The 17,598-nt window shown below is 69.6% G+C and carries 17 protein-coding genes; 1 reads left to right on the forward strand and 16 read right to left on the reverse strand.

The window, feature by feature from the left end:
* Positions 1–24 precede the first annotated feature (24 nt).
* From DR046_RS08455 to hmgA, 5 genes are read right to left on the reverse strand one after another with little or no spacing between them, the layout of a single operon-like run.
* Positions 25–975: an MBL fold metallo-hydrolase gene (locus DR046_RS08455; protein ID WP_115381903.1), complete on the reverse strand. Its 951-nt coding sequence runs from the start codon at positions 973–975 to the stop codon at positions 25–27.
* A 4-nt stretch (positions 976–979) separates the two neighbouring features.
* Positions 980–1,453 carry a DUF2059 domain-containing protein gene (locus tag DR046_RS08460; protein ID WP_167767002.1) on the reverse strand — a complete coding sequence of 158 codons (474 nt, stop codon included), beginning with the start codon at positions 1,451–1,453 and terminating at the stop codon, positions 980–982.
* Entirely contained in the window at positions 1,450–2,400 is a 951-nt protein-coding gene (locus DR046_RS08465; protein ID WP_115381907.1) for a fumarylacetoacetate hydrolase family protein, read from the reverse strand. Before DR046_RS08465 ends, DR046_RS08460 begins: the two co-directional genes overlap by 4 nt.
* The gene (locus tag DR046_RS24600; protein ID WP_280652828.1) at positions 2,397–2,531 is read right to left on the reverse strand and encodes a hypothetical protein; all 135 of its coding nucleotides are present in this window, start codon (positions 2,529–2,531) and stop codon (positions 2,397–2,399) included. Before DR046_RS24600 ends, DR046_RS08465 begins: the two co-directional genes overlap by 4 nt.
* The gene (gene hmgA / locus DR046_RS08470) at positions 2,528–3,889 is read right to left on the reverse strand and encodes a homogentisate 1,2-dioxygenase (RefSeq protein ID WP_115381909.1); all 1,362 of its coding nucleotides are present in this window, start codon (positions 3,887–3,889) and stop codon (positions 2,528–2,530) included. The genes DR046_RS24600 and hmgA overlap by 4 nt, the downstream gene beginning before the upstream one ends.
* Before the next feature lie 121 nt (positions 3,890–4,010).
* Between hmgA and DR046_RS08475 the strand changes: the two genes are divergently transcribed.
* A complete protein-coding gene (locus tag DR046_RS08475; RefSeq protein WP_167767004.1) occupies positions 4,011–4,718 on the forward strand; it encodes a metallophosphoesterase in 708 nt (235 codons plus the stop codon).
* An 8-nt stretch (positions 4,719–4,726) separates the two neighbouring features.
* Here DR046_RS08475 and DR046_RS08480 read toward each other — a convergent pair whose 3' ends face one another.
* The 11 genes from DR046_RS08480 to DR046_RS08530 all read right to left on the reverse strand — a co-directional run bounded on the left by DR046_RS08480 (position 4,727) and on the right by DR046_RS08530 (position 17,539).
* Positions 4,727–5,446, reverse strand: coding sequence for an alanyl-tRNA editing protein (locus DR046_RS08480; RefSeq protein WP_115381913.1), 720 nt, complete (start codon positions 5,444–5,446; stop codon positions 4,727–4,729).
* Positions 5,443–7,878, reverse strand: a complete 2,436-nt coding sequence (locus tag DR046_RS08485) for a mechanosensitive ion channel domain-containing protein (RefSeq protein ID WP_115381915.1) — start codon at positions 7,876–7,878, stop codon at positions 5,443–5,445. The genes DR046_RS08480 and DR046_RS08485 overlap by 4 nt, the downstream gene beginning before the upstream one ends.
* The gene (locus tag DR046_RS08490; RefSeq protein ID WP_115381917.1) at positions 7,875–8,906 is read right to left on the reverse strand and encodes a cysteine synthase A; all 1,032 of its coding nucleotides are present in this window, start codon (positions 8,904–8,906) and stop codon (positions 7,875–7,877) included. Before DR046_RS08490 ends, DR046_RS08485 begins: the two co-directional genes overlap by 4 nt.
* 44 nt (positions 8,907–8,950) lie before the next feature.
* The gene (locus DR046_RS08495; protein WP_115381919.1) at positions 8,951–10,060 is read right to left on the reverse strand and encodes an NUDIX domain-containing protein; all 1,110 of its coding nucleotides are present in this window, start codon (positions 10,058–10,060) and stop codon (positions 8,951–8,953) included.
* Positions 10,057–10,518 carry a TrgA family protein gene (locus DR046_RS08500; protein WP_115381921.1) on the reverse strand — a complete coding sequence of 154 codons (462 nt, stop codon included), beginning with the start codon at positions 10,516–10,518 and terminating at the stop codon, positions 10,057–10,059. The genes DR046_RS08495 and DR046_RS08500 overlap by 4 nt, the downstream gene beginning before the upstream one ends.
* Entirely contained in the window at positions 10,518–11,729 is a 1,212-nt protein-coding gene (locus DR046_RS08505; protein WP_115381923.1) for an SAM-dependent methyltransferase, read from the reverse strand. Before DR046_RS08505 ends, DR046_RS08500 begins: the two co-directional genes overlap by 1 nt.
* Before the next feature lie 63 nt (positions 11,730–11,792).
* Entirely contained in the window at positions 11,793–13,208 is a 1,416-nt protein-coding gene (locus DR046_RS08510; protein ID WP_370815880.1) for a cryptochrome/photolyase family protein, read from the reverse strand.
* 179 nt (positions 13,209–13,387) lie between these two features.
* Positions 13,388–15,028, reverse strand: a complete 1,641-nt coding sequence (locus DR046_RS08515) for a BCCT family transporter (RefSeq protein ID WP_115381927.1) — start codon at positions 15,026–15,028, stop codon at positions 13,388–13,390.
* 40 nt (positions 15,029–15,068) lie between these two features.
* Complete coding sequence (locus DR046_RS24165; protein WP_245190874.1) at positions 15,069–15,215, reverse strand: hypothetical protein; 147 nt, start codon at positions 15,213–15,215, stop codon at positions 15,069–15,071.
* A 247-nt stretch (positions 15,216–15,462) separates the two neighbouring features.
* A complete protein-coding gene (locus tag DR046_RS08525) occupies positions 15,463–16,446 on the reverse strand; it encodes an MDR family oxidoreductase (RefSeq protein ID WP_115381929.1) in 984 nt (327 codons plus the stop codon).
* A gap of 13 nt (positions 16,447–16,459) precedes the next feature.
* Complete coding sequence (locus DR046_RS08530; protein ID WP_115381930.1) at positions 16,460–17,539, reverse strand: dimethylsulfoniopropionate demethylase; 1,080 nt, start codon at positions 17,537–17,539, stop codon at positions 16,460–16,462.
* Positions 17,540–17,598: the final 59 nt, after the last annotated feature.

Here is a 17,598-nt window from a genome sequence, read left to right on the forward strand (position 1 = left end):
ATCGAAGCCGAAGGCCCGGGCGCGTCATCCCTGCAGCGCCTCCCACATCTCTCGGTCGCGCGCGGCGGTCCAGATGCGCGGGGTGTCGATGTCGCGGGCCTCGTCATAGGCGCGGGCGACGTTGAAGGGCAGGCAATGCTCGTAGATCGCGTAGTCCGAGAATTTCGGATCGCATTCCGCGCGCACCGCGTCCCACGCCTCCTTCAGGGAGCCGCCGCGCAGGGCCACGCGGGCGGCGGGGCTGTAGGTGGAGCGGATGAAGTCCCCGGTCGAGTCGAGCGCCCGGTTCACTGCCTCGCGCCCGACCAGCGCACCGCCCCGGCCCGGAGCGATGGCGTCGAGGTCGAAGGCGCGGATGCGGTCCAGCGTGCCGGGCCAGTCGTGGAAATGCCCGTCGCCGCAATAGCAGGCCGAGCGGTCCTCGACGATGTCGCCGGTGAACATCACGTTCTGGTCGGGCACGTAGACGACGGCGTCGCCCGCCGTATGGGCGCGTCCCAGATGCATGATGTCGACCCGACGCTTGCCCAGATAGACCGACATGCGGTCGTTGAAGGTCACCGTGGGCCAGGTCAGGCCGGGGATGCTCTCATGCCCCTCGAAGAGGCGGGGGAAGCGGGCGAACTCGCTGTCCCAGTCTTCCTGCCCGCGCTCGGCGACCATGGCGCGGGCGGTCTCGGACATGATGACGCTGTCGGCCCCGTAGGCCGAGGCGCCCAGCACGCGCACGGCGTGGTAATGGGTCAGCACCAGATGCGAGATCGGCTTGTCGGTGACCGAGCGCACCCGCTCGATCACCTTCTCGGCCAGGCGCGGCGTTGCCTGCGCCTCGACGACCATGACGCTCTCGTCACCGATGATGACGCCCGAGTTCGGGTCGCCCTCGGCGGTGAAGGCCCAGAGCCCCTCGCCCACCTCGTCGAAGGTGATCGTCTTCTCGGTCAGGTCGCCGGCGCTGGCGAAGGCCTTGGCCATCTGCTTATTCCTCCGCCTGCAGGATCGCGATGACCTCAGGGACGATGCCCTGCTGCATCTCGGTGAGGCGCGGGCCCATGCGAGCGAGGAAATCGGCCATCATCGGCTGCATCTTGGTCATGACCGAGGCCCCTTCCTCGGTCTCGTAGAAGGCGATCAGCGCCTCGAGTTCGGGCGCGGTGAAGGTCGCGGCGGAACTCTCGATCATCGCCGCCTCCAGCTCCGGCCGAAGCGAGCCCAGGGCCTCGGACATCAGCGCACCAATCCGCGCCTGCTTGGCCTCGGACACCTCGACCGTCGGCGGGATCTGGGACATGAACTGCGCCACCAGCGCCTCGGGCGCGAACATCTCGTCCATCACCACCTGCACGCCCGGAAGCGCGACATATTCCTCGGCCAGCGCGCGGGTGTCGTCCTGCGCCCAGGCGGGCGCGGCGAGTGCGAGGCACAGCGCCCCGGCGGTCAGAAATCTGGTCATGTCGTCCTCACGGTCTGGTCGATGTCGCCGAAGAGGGATCGCCCCTCCCGGTCCTCCATCCATATGCGCACGCGATCGCCGTTTGCCAGGAAGGGCGTGACCGGGGCGCCGGTCTCCAGCGTCTCGACCATGCGCTGCTCGGCGATGCAGGAATAGCCCGCGCCGCCCTGCGCCACGGTCCGGCCGGGGCCGCCGTCGAGCTTGTTCGACACCGTGCCGGAGCCGATGACGGTGCCCGCCCCCAAGGGCCGCGTCCGCGCCGCATGGGCGATCAGCCGGGGAAACCCGAAGGTCATGTCGACCCCGGCCCGGGTGCGCCCGAAGGGCTGTCCGTTCAGGTCGACGCACATCGTCGCGTCGAGCCGGTCGCCGTCCCAGCCGGGCAGGTCGTCGGGGCTGCGCGCCAGCGGGGCCAGCGCGCCGGGCGGCTTCGACTGCACGAAGCCGAAGCCTTTCGACAGCTCGTCCGGGATCAGCCCGCGCAGCGAGACGTCGTTCAGAAGCATCACGAAGCGGATCGCGGCGCGCGCCTCGTCCTCGGAGGCGCCCATCGGCACGTCGCCGGTGACGACCGCGACCTCGGCCTCGAAATCGGGGCCCCAGGCGGGCTTGCCCACAATCTCGGCGCGCGGGCCGAGGAAGTCGGGGCAGCCCTGGTACATCAGCGGATCGGTCCAGAAGCTGGACGGCATCTCGGCCCCGCGCGCCTTCCGCACCAGTTCCACGTGGTTGACGTAAGCCGAGCCGTCGAGGAACTGCCGCGCGCGCGGCAGGGGCGCGACGCAGGCGCCCGCGTCGAAGGACGTCGCGTCGCCCTCCGGCGTGATCGTCCCGGCATCGAGCGCGGCGGCGAGGCTGCCCTCGGCGCAGTGCCGCGCCTTCGACAGATCGTCCGACACGACGACCAGCGCCCCGTCCCGGCCCGACGGCAGGCTTGCGACGATCATTCGGAGCGGTCCTTCTTCCAGGGCCTCACCCACATCTCGCGCAGCGCACGCGGCAGGGTCAGCAGCCCGAAGACCGCGAGGCCCAGCACGATCCAGCCGAACGGCCCGAGAGAAGCGAGGAACTCGCTCATTTCTTGCCCGGCGTGCCGTCGTACTTCTTCTCGAGCGAGGCCCAGCAGTCGATGTAGTCGTCCTGCAGCGGCGCCTCCTCGGCGGCAAAGCGGGTCAGGTGCTGCGGAAAGCGGGTCTCGAACATGAAGGACATGGTCTCGTCCAGCTTGGCGGGCTTCAGATCGGCATTCGACGCGCCCTCGAAAGCGCCCTTGTCGGGGCCGTGGGGCAGCATGCAGTTGTGCAGCGACATGCCCCCCGGTACGAAGCCCTTCGGTTTCGCGTCGTACTGGCCGTAGATGTTGCCCATCAGCTCGGACATGACGTTCTTGTGGTACCAGGGGGGTCGGAACGTGTCCTCGGCCACCATCCAGCGCTCGCGGAACAGCACGAAGTCGATATTGGCCGTGCCCTCGATGCCCGACGGCGCGGTCAGCACCGTGAAGATCGACGGGTCGGGGTGGTCGAAGAGGATCGCGCCGACCGGGCAATAGGTCTTCAGGTCGTACTTGTAGGGCGCGTAATTGCCGTGCCACGCGACCACGTCCAGCGGCGAGTGCCCGATCCCGGTCCGGTGGAACTGGCCGCACCACTTGACGGTCACGGTCGACGGCGTCTCGCGATCCTCGAAGGCGGCGACGGGCGTCTTGAAGTCGCGGCGGTTGGCCATACAGTTGGCACCGATCGGCCCCCGGCCCGGCAGCTCGAAGGGCTGGCCGTAATTCTCGCAGACGAAGCCGCGCGCCGGGCCGTCGATCACCTCGACCCGGTAGACCAGCCCGCGCGGGATCACGGCGATCTCGGACGGTTCCAGTTCGATCACGCCTAGCTCCGTGCAGAAGCGCAGCCGGCCCTCCTGCGGGACGATCAGCAGTTCACCGTCGGCGGAATAAAAGTAGTCGTCGCGCATCGACTCGGTGACGAGGTAGATGTGGCTCGCCATCCCGGTCTGCGTGTTGACGTCGCCCGCCGTGGTCATCGTGCGCATCCCGGTCAGCCAGGTGAGGCTCTGGTCGGAATGGGGCACCGGGTCCCAGCGATACTGGCCGAGCGAGGTCACGTCCGGGATCACCTCGGGGGCGGAGCGCCAGTAGGGCATCTCGATCCGGGCATAGCGCCCGGAATGCTTGACCGAGGGCCGGATGCGGTAGCACCAGGTCCGCTCGTTGCGGTGGCCCGGCGCGGTGAAGGCGGTGCCGGACAGCTGCTCTCCGTAAAGGCCGTATTCGACCTTCTGGGGCGAGTTCATGCCCTGCGGCAGGGCGCCCGGCAGCGCCTCGCTCTCGAAATCGTTGCCGAATCCGGGCATGTAACCCTCATGCGGTCCCGCAAGCGAGGGGGCCTGGATCAGGTCGCGCGGCGTGCTCTGCTGGGTCATGGCGTCCTCCGTGGCGGCCGGGTTAGCGGTGGCAAATGTAACCATCAAGTGGCTTCTCGGCGACCCCCTGCCGCAGACGGGGTCCGGGATGCGCCGCGGGACGGGAAAGGTAAGGTGCGACATGGCAAAGGTAATCTACGCCGTGGGCGACGTGCACGGGCGCGACGACCTGTTGGGCGAATTGCACGGGATCATCCGCGACCACCACGCCGCCCGGCAGGACGGGCGCGAGGGCCTCGTCGTCCATGTCGGCGACTATGTCGACCGCGGCCCCGCCAGCGCCGCGGTGCTCGACCGGGTGATGGCCGGGGTCGCGGGGATGGAGAGCGTCTGCCTGATGGGCAACCACGAGGCGATGATGCTGGCCTGCACCCGGACCTGGGACTGGCAGCCCTGGGAGGTCTGGCGCAGCAATGGCGGTGACGCGACGCTGGACTCGCTGGGTGTCGAGGTCCGGTTCAGGCAATACGACCCCGAGGCGCTTTGCGTGGCTCTCGGACCCGCGCGGCTGGCCTGGCTGCGCGCCCTGCCCCTGTCGCATATCGAAGGGGACTACCTCTTCGTCCACGCAGGCATCGCGCCGGGCGTGCCGCTTGAGGCGCAGGAGGCGCGCGACCTGCTCTGGATCAGGGACCGCTTTCTCGACAGCGACGCCGATCACGGGCGGATCGTCGTCCACGGCCACACGCCCGGCGAGGCGCCGGTGGTCCGGCCCAACCGCATCGGCCTCGACACCGGCGCGCCCGTGAGGGGGGTCCTGACCGCCGCCGTTCTCGACGGCAGCCACCCGCCGGCCTTCCTGCAGGCTCGCGGACGGCGCGCAGACTGAGCGTCGCCCTACCCGTCCAGCGTGATCGAGATCCGGCGGTTCTGCTTGCCCTTGTTCTCCAGCTTGCCGACCCGCACCTGCCCGATCTCGGCCGTCGACCGCACATGCGTCCCGCCGCAGGGCTGAAGGTCGATCGTCTTGCCCGACCCGATCCGCACCAGCCGGATGCGGCCCGCCCCGCGGGGCGGCTGCACCGACATCGTCTTGACGAGGTCCGGGTTGGCGTCGAGCGCCTCCTCGCTGACCCAGCGCTCCGACACCGGATGATCCTCGGCGATCAGCGTGCCGAGCCGGGCCTGGATCACCTCCCGCTCGTGGGTGACCTCGGGCATGAGGAAGTCCAGCCGCGACTTGTCGAACCCGATCTGCCCGCCGGTGACCGGCAGCGGGACGACGACCGACAGCAGGTGCAGCGCGCTGTGCATCCGCATGAAGCGATGGCGCCGCTCCCAGTCGAGGCGCATCTCGACCTTCGTTCCCTCTCTCGGCAACGGCCCGGGCTCGGCGGGGACGAGCACGATGCCGATGCCGTCGGCCGCCTTCACCGTCGAGGCGATCTCGCAGCTGCCGCCATCCCAGACCAGCCTGCCGCTGTCGCCGGGTTGCCCGCCGCCCTGCGGGTAGAAGATCGACCGGTCGACCACCACGCCGCCCTCGGCGGTGCGGGCGACGATCTCGGCAGTCGCGGACTTCAGGTAGGCGTCGGTTCGGAACAGGGCCTCGGTCATGGATACTCCGTCGCTGGCGGCTCTGGTTGGGGCGCATCGGGCGGATCGCTGCCCTCCGGAGGCGCCATGGTCTCGATCAGGTCATCCTCGTCGCGCCGGGGCGCCTGCGCGCCCTGCCCCTGGCCGCCGCCTCCCTGCCCGCGCAGGGCCTCGGGGTTGCGCAACCACATGTCGCGCTGCGGGAAGGGAATCTCGATGCCCTCGGCCGCGAAGCGCTCGGCGATGGAATGGTTGATCTCGGATTTCACGATCACCTTCCACAGCACGTCGCGCAGCACGGCCCGGCAGAGGAAGTCGAGGCTGCTCGCCCCGAACCCCTCGAAGGTGATGACCGGCGCGGGGTTCAGCACCACCATCGGATGCCCCTCGACGATCTCGCGAAGGATGGCTTCGACGCGACGCGTGTCGGTGCCGTAGGCCACCCCGACCGGCACCAGCACCCGGCCCGAGGTGTCGCCCAGCGTGTTGTTGGTCACGACCCCCGCGATCAGGTCCGCGTTGGGCACGATCACGTCCTGGCGGTCGAAGGTCTCGATCCGGGTGGAGCGGACCGAGATCTGCCGGACGAAGCCCTCGACCGTGCCGACCACGACCCAGTCGCCGATCTTGATCGGCCGCTCGATCAGCAGGATGATCCCCGAGACGAAGTTCTGCACGATGTTCTGCAGGCCGAAGCCCAGCCCGACCGACAGCGCGCCCGCGACGATGGCAAGGCCCGACAGGTCGATCCCGGCCATCGTGATCGCCAGCAGCGCGGCGACGATGATGCCGACATAGCTGGTCCCCGACAGGATCGCGTTGGTCCCGCCCGAGTCGAGCTTGGTCTTCGGCAGCACGCTGGTCCGCAACACGCCCTTGATCAGCTTCGTGGCGAGGAAGCCCAGCGCGAAGACCAGCGCGAAGGTCAGGATGTTGGTCGGCGACAGGGTGAATTCGCCGATCGAGAAGCCGTTGAGGAAGGTCCGCCACCACTCCGCCAGCGTCTGCGACCGCACGCCCCAGATCAGCAGGAAGGCAGGCACGGCGGCCACGGCCAGAAGGAAGGCGACCAGCGTCGGCGCCAGCGCGTCGCGCACCGCCTCGGTGCGGCGGGTGGCGGCGGCATAGACGTCGAAAACGACGCTCTGCGCCACGCCGATCAGCACCAGCAGCGCGAGCGACATGACGGTCGGCCACAGGATCGCCATCCCGAGGTTGACGAAGCCTGCGCCGACCAGCAGCGGCGCGACCACGCCGATCACCACCAGCGCGCGCCCGACCAGCCGCAGCACCTGCGCCCAGAACCCCGCCTCGGTATCCTCGCGCGCGGTGCTGCCCTCGGACAGCAGAAGCTGCCCCAGCCTCAGCAGCGTCAGCCCCGCGACGACGGCGATGGCGAAGTGCAGGACGCCCCGCGCCGCCTCGATCGCGTCGTCGGTGGCGGCCATCTCCTGCACCGCCAGCGCCAGCGCATAGGTCACGCCCAGCGTCAGCGCGTGGACCCGGCCCTCCCGGCGCCGGGTCTCGCCCACCGGCAACAGCGAGGGCGTGTCCGCCCGCGGCGGGAAGGCGTGCCCGCCCAGCCAGATCGAGGCCAGCATGATGGCGCCCATGACCGGCACCAGCCAGACCATCGCGTCGATCAGCGGCCCCTCGGCGCCGGCGACCATGACGCTGCGCGTCAGCGCGAACAGCCCGATCACCGGCAGCAGCAGCCGCGCCACCGACACCGCCAGCAGGCCCAGCCGCGCCAGCGGCGAGGTCGCCTCGCGCGGGGTCAGCCGGTCGCGCGCGGCGTTCAGCCACCGCCCCGACCGCAGCAGAAGCAGCGCCGCCACCAGCAGCAGCACGACGATGCGCAGCCCCTCCTGCGCGAGGAAGGCGCGCGAGATCTCGGTCGCGAAGGGCGCCGTCACCTGCGAGACGAGCGCGGCGAACCACGCGCTCAGCGCCAGCAGCGCGGGCGGCCAGGCGACCGGGTTCACCGGCGGCGCGTCCTGCCGGAACAGCGCCTCGGCGCGGCGTTCCTCGATCAGCTGGTCGGTCTCGGCGATCAGCCCGTTCGCCGCGTTGTAGGCCGCCTCGGCGGCGCGCTGCGGGGCGAGCAGCGCGTCGAGCCGTTCCTGAAGCTCGGCCCGTCGCGCGGCGGTGTCGGCGGGCTCGCTCTCGCCCTCGGCGGGGGCCGGTCCCAGCGCCTCGATCTCGGCGCGAACGGTCGCGATCCGCCCCGAATTCGCGCCACGCGCCGCGTCGAACTGCGTCCGCCAGAGGTCCAGCGTCGCCCGCAGCGCGTCCAGCGCATCGTCCGAGGCGTTGCCGGACTCGAGCACCTGCGCCGCCCGCTGCTGGATCCGCTCCCACTCGGCGGGCACGACGGGGCCCGTGGACTGCTGCGCCGCCAGCGGGACGGCGGTCGCGAGGATCAGCAGAAGGACGCGAAGAAGACGGATCATCCCTCGAAGACCGTCGGGACCTCCCGTCCGGGCCCGTCCAGCCATCCGGGGACGGGAAGGTTCTTCGACCGCAGGAATTCCGGGTTCCAGACCTTCGACTGATAGCGCGTGCCGTAGTCGCAGAGGATGGTGACGATGGTTTTCCCCGGCCCCATCTCGCGCGCCAGCTTGACGGCGCCCGCCATGTTGATCGCGGTCGAGCCGCCCATGCACAGCCCCTCATGCGCCAGCAGGTCGAAGATCAGCGGCAGCGCCTCGGCATCGGTGGCCTGGAAGGCGAAATCGGGGGTGTAGCCCTCCAGATTGGCGGTGATCCGCCCCTGCCCGATCCCCTCGGAGATCGAGCTTCCTTCCGAGGCCAGCTCTCCGTGGTCGTAGTAGTTGAACAGCGCCGATCCCAGCGGGTCGACGATCCCGCATTTCACGCCCTTGGACTGCAGCGCGGCGGCGACGCCCGCGGCGGTCCCGCCCGAGCCCACGGCGCAGACGAAGCCGTCCACCTTGCCGCTCGTCTGCTCCCAGATCTCGGGGCCGGTCGTCTCGATATGGGCCTGCCGGTTGGCCGTGTTGTCGAACTGGTTGGCCCAGATCGCGCCGTTGGGATCGCTCTCGGCCAGCTTCGCGGCCAGCCGGCCGGAATAGCGGACGTAGTTGTCGGGGTCGCGATAGGGCTTCGCGGGCACCTGAACCAGCTCCGCCCCGGCGAGGCGCAGCATCTCCTTCTTCTCCTCCGACTGGGTCTCGGGGATGACGATGACGGTCCGGAACCCCATCGAGGCGCCGACCAGCGTCAGCCCGATGCCTGTGTTGCCGGCCGTGCCCTCGACGATGGTGCCGCCGGGCTTCAGGTCGCCGCGGGCCACCGCGTCCTCGATCATGTAGAGCGCGGCGCGGTCCTTGACCGACTGGCCCGGGTTCATGAACTCGGCCTTGCCGTAGATGTCGCAGCCCGTCGCCTCCGAGATGCCGTTGAGACGGATCAGGGGCGTCTTCCCGACCGCCTCGGCCAGGTTGGAATGGATCTTCATGGCGGGCCTCCCCGGGATGTCATCCCACGGGGTTTAGAGATCGGTCAGATCGCCTTCAACCGCTCCCGGTGGAGCGCGATCCATTGCAGCGACAGGATCAGCGGCGCGTTCGCCGCCTCGGTGCTGTCGATCATGGCAAGCGCGTCGCCGAAGGGCACGAGATGGGCGCGAATATCCTCCGCCTCGTGGTCGAGCCCATGCAGCCCGCCCGCCCCGTCCGGCAGGTCGGCGACCGCGACGAAGGAGCAGATGATCTGCGCCAGCCCCCCGGGGCTGGGATAATAGGTCGCGACATGGTGCAGCGCCTCCGCCGCCACCTCCAGCCCCGCCTCCTCCTGCAACTCGCGCAGGGCCGTGGCTTCCGCCGTGTCGCCCGCGTCGATCAGCCCCGCGACCGGCTCCAGCATCCAGGGATGCGGGTCGTGCTTGGCCAGCGCGCCGATGCGGATCTGCTCGACCATCAGCACGCGGTCGCGGACGGGATCCCAGGGCAGGACGGTGGCGGCGTTGGTGACATGGCTCAGCGCACGGCGGATCGGCCCGCTGCGGGTGCCGTCGAAGCGGGGATGGTCCAGATGCCATTCCTCGACCCGGTGGAACCCCTCGTAGGGATAGCCGACGTCCAGCACCTCGACCGGGCCGGGCGGCTTGCCCCCCACGGTGACGGGCCTATGCCACGCATGCCCCATCAGGATGCCATGCGCCCGGGCGTGCATCACCGGACGCAGCGCCTGCACCTCCTCGGGCGATTTGCGGCCCCGCGCGCGCATCGCCTCCTCGGCGGCCAGCGCGGTGCGGGCGCCATGACGCGCGATCCAGGGATCGAGCGACCAGCCCTCCCCTGACCCGGAGGTCCCGGCGCGATAGACCTCGGCGGCGGCGGCCCCCTCGGCGGTCTCCACCTCGACCGCCTCGGCCCGGTAGCCGAAGGCGGTCTCGTACCAGTCGAGCCGCGCCCGCGCCTCGCGGCCCAGCGGTCCCGTCAGCAGACCCTCAGCCACGCCGCCGGGCACGAGGACGGGCCAGTCGCCATCCGCCGCGCGCTCCACCGACCAGCCGGGCAGCGTCGCGGGCGTGGTGGCCACGGGCTCGCCTGCGATCAATTCCAGCAAGTCGGGCCAGCGCAGCGTTCCGAACAGGAAAAGCCGGCTCACCGGAGCGTCCGGCCCGCCACCCCTCCGATCAGGCCCACGACGGCCGCGCCGCCGAACATCGTCCCCAGCACGATCGGGTTAGCGATCGTCAGCGCGTCATCCCACAGGAACGCCATCCAGGCCTCCGCCGCCTGCCCGACCTCCGTATACTTGCGGCCCAAGGACTCGCTTATCATCGTCACGAAGCTGTTGAGGATCACGCCCCCCACGGTCAGGATCACCGCGCCGCCGATCCCGGCGGTGACGGCCTTCAGCACGGTCGTGCCCTTGTTCAGCGGACCCGAGACACGGGTCCCGATGGTCTTCCAGCCGATGATCAGCCCCGCGAGCGCGCACCATTCGCGGAAATTGCCCACCACGATGCCCTCGGGCAGCGCATGGATCCGGATCGTCTCGGCCGTCCACCAGGCGAGCGCGGCGAACAGCAGGGCGGAGATCAGCTTGGCGGGCGTGGGCATCAGCCTGGTTTCCTCACGATCATCTGGATGACGTCGCAATTGCCGTATTCGAACGCCCCCGCGCAGGAGGTGAGGTAGGTGTTCCACATCCGGCGGAAGCGTTCGTCGAAGCCCTGGGCGGCGACGTCGTCCCAGCGCTCGTTGAAGCGGACGTACCAGCGGCGCAACGTCTGCGAGTATCCCTTGGCGATGGAGATGGTCGATCCCTCGATCAGCCCGGCGCGCCCGATCTCTTCGGTCAGGCGGAAGGGCGCGGGCAGGAAGCCGCCGGGGAAGATGTATTTCTGGATGAAGTCGATGGAATTGCTGTAGATGTCCCAGCGCCGGTCCGGCACCGTGATGATCTGCAGCGAGGCCTGACGCCCCGGCCGCAGCCGTTCCCGCAGGGTCGCGAAATAGGACGGCCAGTAGCGCTGGCCCACCGCCTCGAACATCTCGATCGAGGCGATCCCGTCATAGGTCCCGGTCTCGTCCCGGTAATCCTGCAGCTTGATCTCGACCCGGTCCGACAACCCCTCGCGCGCCATCCGCTCGACGGCGTATCTGCGCTGCTCCTCGGACAGGGTCAGGCAGGTGACGCGCAGGCCCCGCTCCTTCGCGGCATATTCGGCGAAGCCACCCCAGCCGCAGCCGATCTCCAGGATGTGCTCGCCGGGCGAGACCTCCATCCGGTCGACGATGCTGGCGTATTTCGCCATCTGGGCGGTCTCCAACGATTCCTGGCCGGTCTCGAAGATAGCGGCCGAATATGTCATCGTGTCGTCGAGCCAGAGGCCATAGAATGAATTCCCCAGGTCGTAATGCGCCTGGATATTGCGCTTCGCCTGCGACTTCGTGTTCCGCACCATCCAGAAGCGCAGCTTCTCGTAGGCGCGCAGCAGCTTGAGCCCCGGCTGCTGCTGGATAAGGCTGTCGCCTTCCTTGTTGATCAGGTCATAGAGCGCCATCAGGTCCGGCGTGGACCATTGCCCCTCCAGATAGGCGTCGGTGAAGCCCAGGTCGCCCTCGCGCACCAGCCGCGCGAAGACGGTCTCGTCATGGACGACGATCTCGCCGACGGGCCCCGGCTCCGCCCCGGTGTGGCGGAAGCGGCGCCCGTCGGGCAGCACGACGTCCATGCGCCCGCTCCTGGTGCGCTCCAGCATCTCCCAACAGGATGAGAAGTAACGAGGCAGCTTCGCCTGCCCCTCCAGAGAAGTGATGACCGTCATTCTATCCCCCTGGCGTCGCCCAATACGAAACCACCCAATCCCGACTATCGCAACATTCGCGCTTCACTCGGCGGCATCGCGTTGCGAATAGGCCTCCAGCGCGCGCGCCCTGCCCTCCGCCAGCCCGACGACGGGCTCGGACGGATAGGGATCCTCCGCCGACAGGCCCCAGCTTCGGGGGATCGCGTCGAAGAAGGCCAGCGCCTCCTCCCCCGGCCGGTCGGCCAGCTCCGCGACCCAGCGGCGGCGGTAGACGCCTTTCGGGTCGAACTTCTCGCCCTGCGTCTCGGGGTTGAAGATGCGGAAGAAGGGCGAGGCATCCGGGCCGGAGCCTGCGGCCCATTGCCAGCCCATCGCGTTCGAGGCCGGGTCCCAGTCGATCAGGCAGTCTGCGAACCAGTCGCAGCCGACCCGCCAGTGGGTCATCAGGTGCTTCGTCAGGTAGGAGGCGGTCAGCATCCGCGCGCGGTTGTGCATCCGGCCCGTCACGTACATCTCGCGCATGCCCGCATCGACCGCCGCGACGCCGGTGCGCCCGCGCCGCCAGGCCTCGGCCTGCGGGTTGTCGTCCTGCCAGGGAAACCCGTTCCACTCCGCGCGCCAGTTCTCGGAGGTCAGCTGCGGCGTGTGATAGGCAAGGTGATGGGCGAAGTCGCGCCAGACCAGCTCCTTCAGGAAGGTCTCGGCGCCGGCCCTGCCTTCGTCCAGCGCCCGCTGCCCCGCCTGCCAGCAGGCCCGCGCGCTGATCTCTCCATGAGTCAGGTTCTCGCTCAGCCCGCTGGTGCCGTCCTCGGGCAGCCGGTCGCGCGCCTCGGCATAGTCGTCGAGCCTTTCGGCGACGAAGCGGTCCAGCCGCGCCTGCGCGACGGCCTCGCCGACATGGACGTGCCGCGCCACGATCTCCGCCCCGCGCCGCATCGCGCGGCCAAGATGCCAGCCCTCCAGCGCATCGCTCCCGGGCCAGGTCTGCGGCGCCGGGATGTCCGGGGGCGCAGCGAGGGTGGCGCCCGGATCGCGGCCCCGGACGTTCTTCCAGAACGGCGTGAAGACCTTGTAGAAGCCGCCGGACCCGGTCTCGACCGTCCAGGGTTCGAAGAGGACATGGCCCTGGAAGCTCCGCGCCTCCAGCCCGTCGCCGCGCAGCGCCTCCTTGACGGCGGTGTCGCGGGCGCGCTCGTCGGCGGTGTAGAGGCGGTTCCAGACCACCGTCCCGGCCCCCGTCTCCCGGGCGAGCGCGCGCAGCGCCTCCAGCGCCGGCCCCCGGCGCAGGATCAGACGAGACCCGGCGCCCTCCAGCGCGGCGGCAATCGCCTCCAGCCCCAGCCCCAGCCGCCATTTCGGCGCGGCACCCCATCGCTCCACCACCTCGTCCAGCAGGAAGACCGGGATCACCGGTCCTCCCTGCGCGCAGGCCCAGTCGAGAGCGGGGTTGTCGCCGAGCCGCAGGTCGCGGCGCATCCAGTAGAGTATCGGTGCCATGAGCGGCATCTAAAGCGCCGGATGGTTCCATCGAGTCAGGACACCGTGAAATATCGCGAGAGGGCGAGGCCCCGCGGGGACCATCCGCGTTGAACTCATCGTCCGCCGCGACAGGCGCCCCCCTTCGGAACGGAAACGGGGGCCCGAAGGCCCCCGCATCGCGTCATTGCCGGGCGGCGTCAGGCCCGCCGTTCGCTCCGCAGGCCCTGCCAGATGCAGTAGCACATCAGAAGCAGGACCACCGTGAACAGCAGGCCGGTCGAGATGACCATCGACTGCAGCGCCGCGAGGCCCCCGCCGATCAGCAACGCGATGGCCACAGCGCCCTCGAACACGCACCAGAACACCCGCTGCGGCATCGGCGCGTCGATCTTGCCGCCCGCCGTGATCGTGTCGATCACCAGCGAGCCGGAATCCGACGAGGTCACGAAGAACACGATGACCAGCACGATCCCGATGAACGAGGTGATCTGCGCCAGCGGCAGCGGGTCGAGCATCCGGAACAGCTGCAGCGGCAGGTCCGCGTCCTGCGCGCCGGTGTAGCCGTCGGTCAGGACCTGATGGATCGCGGTGCCGCCGAAGATCGACATCCAGGCCACGCAGACGAAGGACGGGATCAGCAGCACGCAGACCACGAACTCCCGCACGGTGCGGCCGCGCGAGACACGGGCGATGAACATGCCGACGAAGGGCGACCAGCTGATCCACCAGGCCCAGTAGAACGCCGTCCAGCCCTGGCTGAAGTTCACGTCCTCGCGCCCGAACGGGTTGGCGAGCTGCGGCATGAACTGGATGTAGGCGACGAGGCTGTCCCAGAAGAAGGCGAGCAGGAAGGCCGTCGGACCGACGATCAGCACGAACCCGGCCAGCAGCGCGGCGAGCCCCATGTTCAGCTCGGACAGGACCTTCACGCCCCCATCCAGCCCGCGCACGACCGAGATCAGCGCGACCGCCGTGATCAGCGTGATCAGAACCACCTCGGTCGTGTTGCCGATGGGCACGCCGAACAGCTCGTTCAGGCCCGCATTCGCCTGCGTCGCGCCGAAGCCCAGGGACGTGGCCAGGCCGAACAGCGTCGCGAAGACCGCGATGATGTCGATGACATGCCCGGGCCAGCCCCAGACCCGCTCTCCGAGGATCGGGTAGAAGGCCGAGCGGATGGTCAGCGGCAGGCCCTTGTTGAAGGTGAACAGCGCTAGCGCCAGCGCGACGGTCGCGTAGATCGCCCAGGGGTGCAGACCCCAGTGGTAGATCGTCGCCGCCATGCCCAGCCGGGTCGAGCCTTCCTGGTCGTCCAGCGCCCCGGTCAGCGGCGCCCAGTCGGACCGCAGCCCGCCCTCGTCGACCGTCGTCCCCCCGAGAGCGCTCGAGAAATGGGTCAGCGGCTCGGACACGCCGTAGAACATCAGCCCGATGCCCATCCCCGCCGCGAACAGCATCGCGAACCAGCCGGTATAGGTGTAGTCCGGGGTGGCCTCGACGCCGCCCAGCCGGACCGAGCCGTAGGGCGTCACGATCAGCAGCAGCGCGAAGATCACGACGATGTCGGCAGCGCCGATCAGGAACCAGTCGAAATTCTGGGTCGTGAAGGCGAACATCGCCGAGAAGGCCGTATTCGCCTGGTCCGGCAGGGCCAGCGTGAAGAACACGAAGGCCACCACCGCGGCGGCAGAGATGCCGAAGACCGGATTGTGGATGTCGAAAGGCGTCTTGAGCAGCGTCCCCTCGATATTGTTCTGGCCGACCTCGTAATCGGTCTCGATCGCGGCCACCGCGCCTTCCGGCGCGGGTATGCCCTGCGATTCGGTCACGTCTGTCATCTTCCTGTGCCTCCTGTCGGTTCGTTCGGGGAACGCCGGGTCATGTCTCGCGCACGACGAAGACCGACGCCCTGGCCTGGGCCGCGACCTTTATGCCGTTCGACGGCCAGACCGCATCTGCCGCCCGCGGCAGGTGCGAGGCCATGACGACCACCTCGGCGCCCGTGTCGTCGGCCGCCTCGAGCAATGCGTGTGACGGTCCCGTTCTGCCCGCGCACCAGCGTCGCCGCCGCCTCCAGCGCCTTGCCCTGCGCATCGACATGGCCGAGATCGACGGGGATCATGATCCTGTTGAACATCGCGGCTCCTTGTCTTCCCGGCCCGCCGCCACGCGCCTTCTGCGCGCCGGCGAACCGTTCCGGATGAGGAAGCTTAGCACGGCGCGCCGCGAAACCCCACACCCCGCCCGGAAAAGGGGTGAGGGGCCCCCGGGATCAGGCGTTCACGTCGACGACGACGCGGCCCCGGACCTTGCCCTGAAGGATATCGGCGCCCAGCGCGGGCAGGTCCGACAGGGTCGCGGGCACGACCATGTCCTCGAGCTTTTCCATCGGCAGAAGCTCCGCGATGCGGGCCCAGGCGCGGACCCGATTCTCGTAGGGCTGCAGCACGCTGTCGATGCCCAGAAGGTTCACGCCGCGCAGCAGGAAGGGGATGACCGTCGCCGGCAGGTTCGCACCGCCGGCCAGGCCCACGGCCGCGACCGAGGCGCCGTATTCCATCTGCCCCAGCACCCGCGCCAGCATCGCGCCGCCCACCGCGTCGACGCAGCCGCCCCAGGTCTCGCTTTCGAGCGGGCGCTTCACCGTCTCGGCCAGATCGGCGCGCGGAACGATCCGCGTCGCGCCGAGGCCTCGCAGATAGCCCTCCTGCTCGGGCCGCCCCGTGACCGCGGCGACCTCCTTGCCCATCGCGGACAGCAGCGCGACCGCGACCGAGCCGACGCCCCCCGCCGCGCCCGTGACCAGCACCGGACCCGCCTTGATCCCGTGATCCTCCAGCGCCTGCACCGCCAGCATCGAGGTGAAGCCCGCCGTGCCGACCGCCATGGCCTGCCGCGTCGTCAGCCCCTCGGGCAGCGGCACCAGCCAGTCGGCGCGGACCCGGGCCTTCTGGCTGTAGCCGCCCCAATGCGCCTCGCCCACGCGCCAGCCGGTCAGGACGACCTTGTCTCCGGGGGAATAGCGTTCGTCGTCAGATGCTTCCACGGTGCCGCTGAAGTCAATCCCGGGCACATGCGGATAGTTTCGCACCAGCCCGCCGCCCGGCCCGATGCACAGCCCGTCCTTGTAGTTGACCGTCGAATACTCCACCGCGACCGTCACCTCGGCCTCGGGCAGCCGGTCCAGCTCCATGTCCTGGACCGAGGCCCGCGTCCCGTCGTCGTCCTTCTCGACGACCAAAGCCCTGAACGTCATATCGTCTCCTCCTCTATCTCCAGAATTTGTCTCTCAGGCGGCCGCGCCTCGGGCCGTCCTGCGTCTCGATCACGACCTGCTGTCCCGCGGCCCATTTCCGCCCGATCATGCCGATCGCCACGCCGCATCCGAACTCGATCGAATCCGCGGCGGAACTGACGACGCCGATCTGCGTCTCGCCGACCTTCACCGGCCAGAGCCGGTCGCAGGCGGGGACCGGTCCCACCATCTCGACCGCCATCAGGCGGCGGGTCGAGACATGGCGCCTCAGCGCCGCGCCCCCGATGCAGTCGTAGCGCTGCACATACTTGTCCAGTCCGACCTCGAAGGGCGTGTCGGCATCGGTGATGTCGTTGCCGTAGCTCAGCATCCCGCCCTCGATCCGCTCGATCAGGTTCGGACAGCCCGCGCGCACGTCCAGATCCCGCCCCGCCTCGAACAGCGCCTGCCAGAGCGGCATCGCGTGCCGTTCCTCCTCGACATAGATCTCGAAGCCGCCCTGCTTGGAATAGCCGGTGCGACTGACGATCATCTCGGTGTCCCGGAACGGCAGCCGTTCGAAGCGGAAGAACCTGATGCCCCGCACCGTCTCGCCGAAGACCCGCGCCGCCAGATCGTCCGCCTTCGGCCCCTGCACGGCGAGCGGCTGTGCCTCGATCTCGCGCACATAGGCGTCGTATCCCCCCGCCTCGACCATCCCCTCGATCCAGAGCCGCAGCTCCCCGTCGGCAAGGCTGATCCACCAGACGCCGGGCCGGGGCCGCAGCGCGACGGGATCGTTCAGCATCCCGCCGTTGCGGTTGCAGATCGGAACGTAGGCACAGCGGTCGGCGGCGACGGAGGACAGGTCCCGCGGGGTCAGCCGCTGCATGACCTGATCGGCATGGGGGCCGCCGATCTCGACCTGCCGCTCGCAGGCGACGTCCCAGACCTGCACCGCGCGCTTGAGATGGGCGCAGTCGATGGCCGCCCCGCGGAACGAGGCGGGCAGCATCATCCGGTTGTAGACCGTGTAGGACTGGCACCCGGCGGCATCGACGGCGTCGGTCCACCAGGTCCGTCGCACGCGGTTGGAACGGGCGAGTTCGGTCATCGGGTCGCCTCCGAAGACGTCGGACGCGGATCACCCGCAGGTCCGACGTGGATCATACC

Source organism: Jannaschia formosa, from assembly GCF_003340555.1.
In the GTDB taxonomy this organism is placed as follows: Bacteria; Pseudomonadota; Alphaproteobacteria; order Rhodobacterales; family Rhodobacteraceae; genus Jannaschia; species Jannaschia formosa.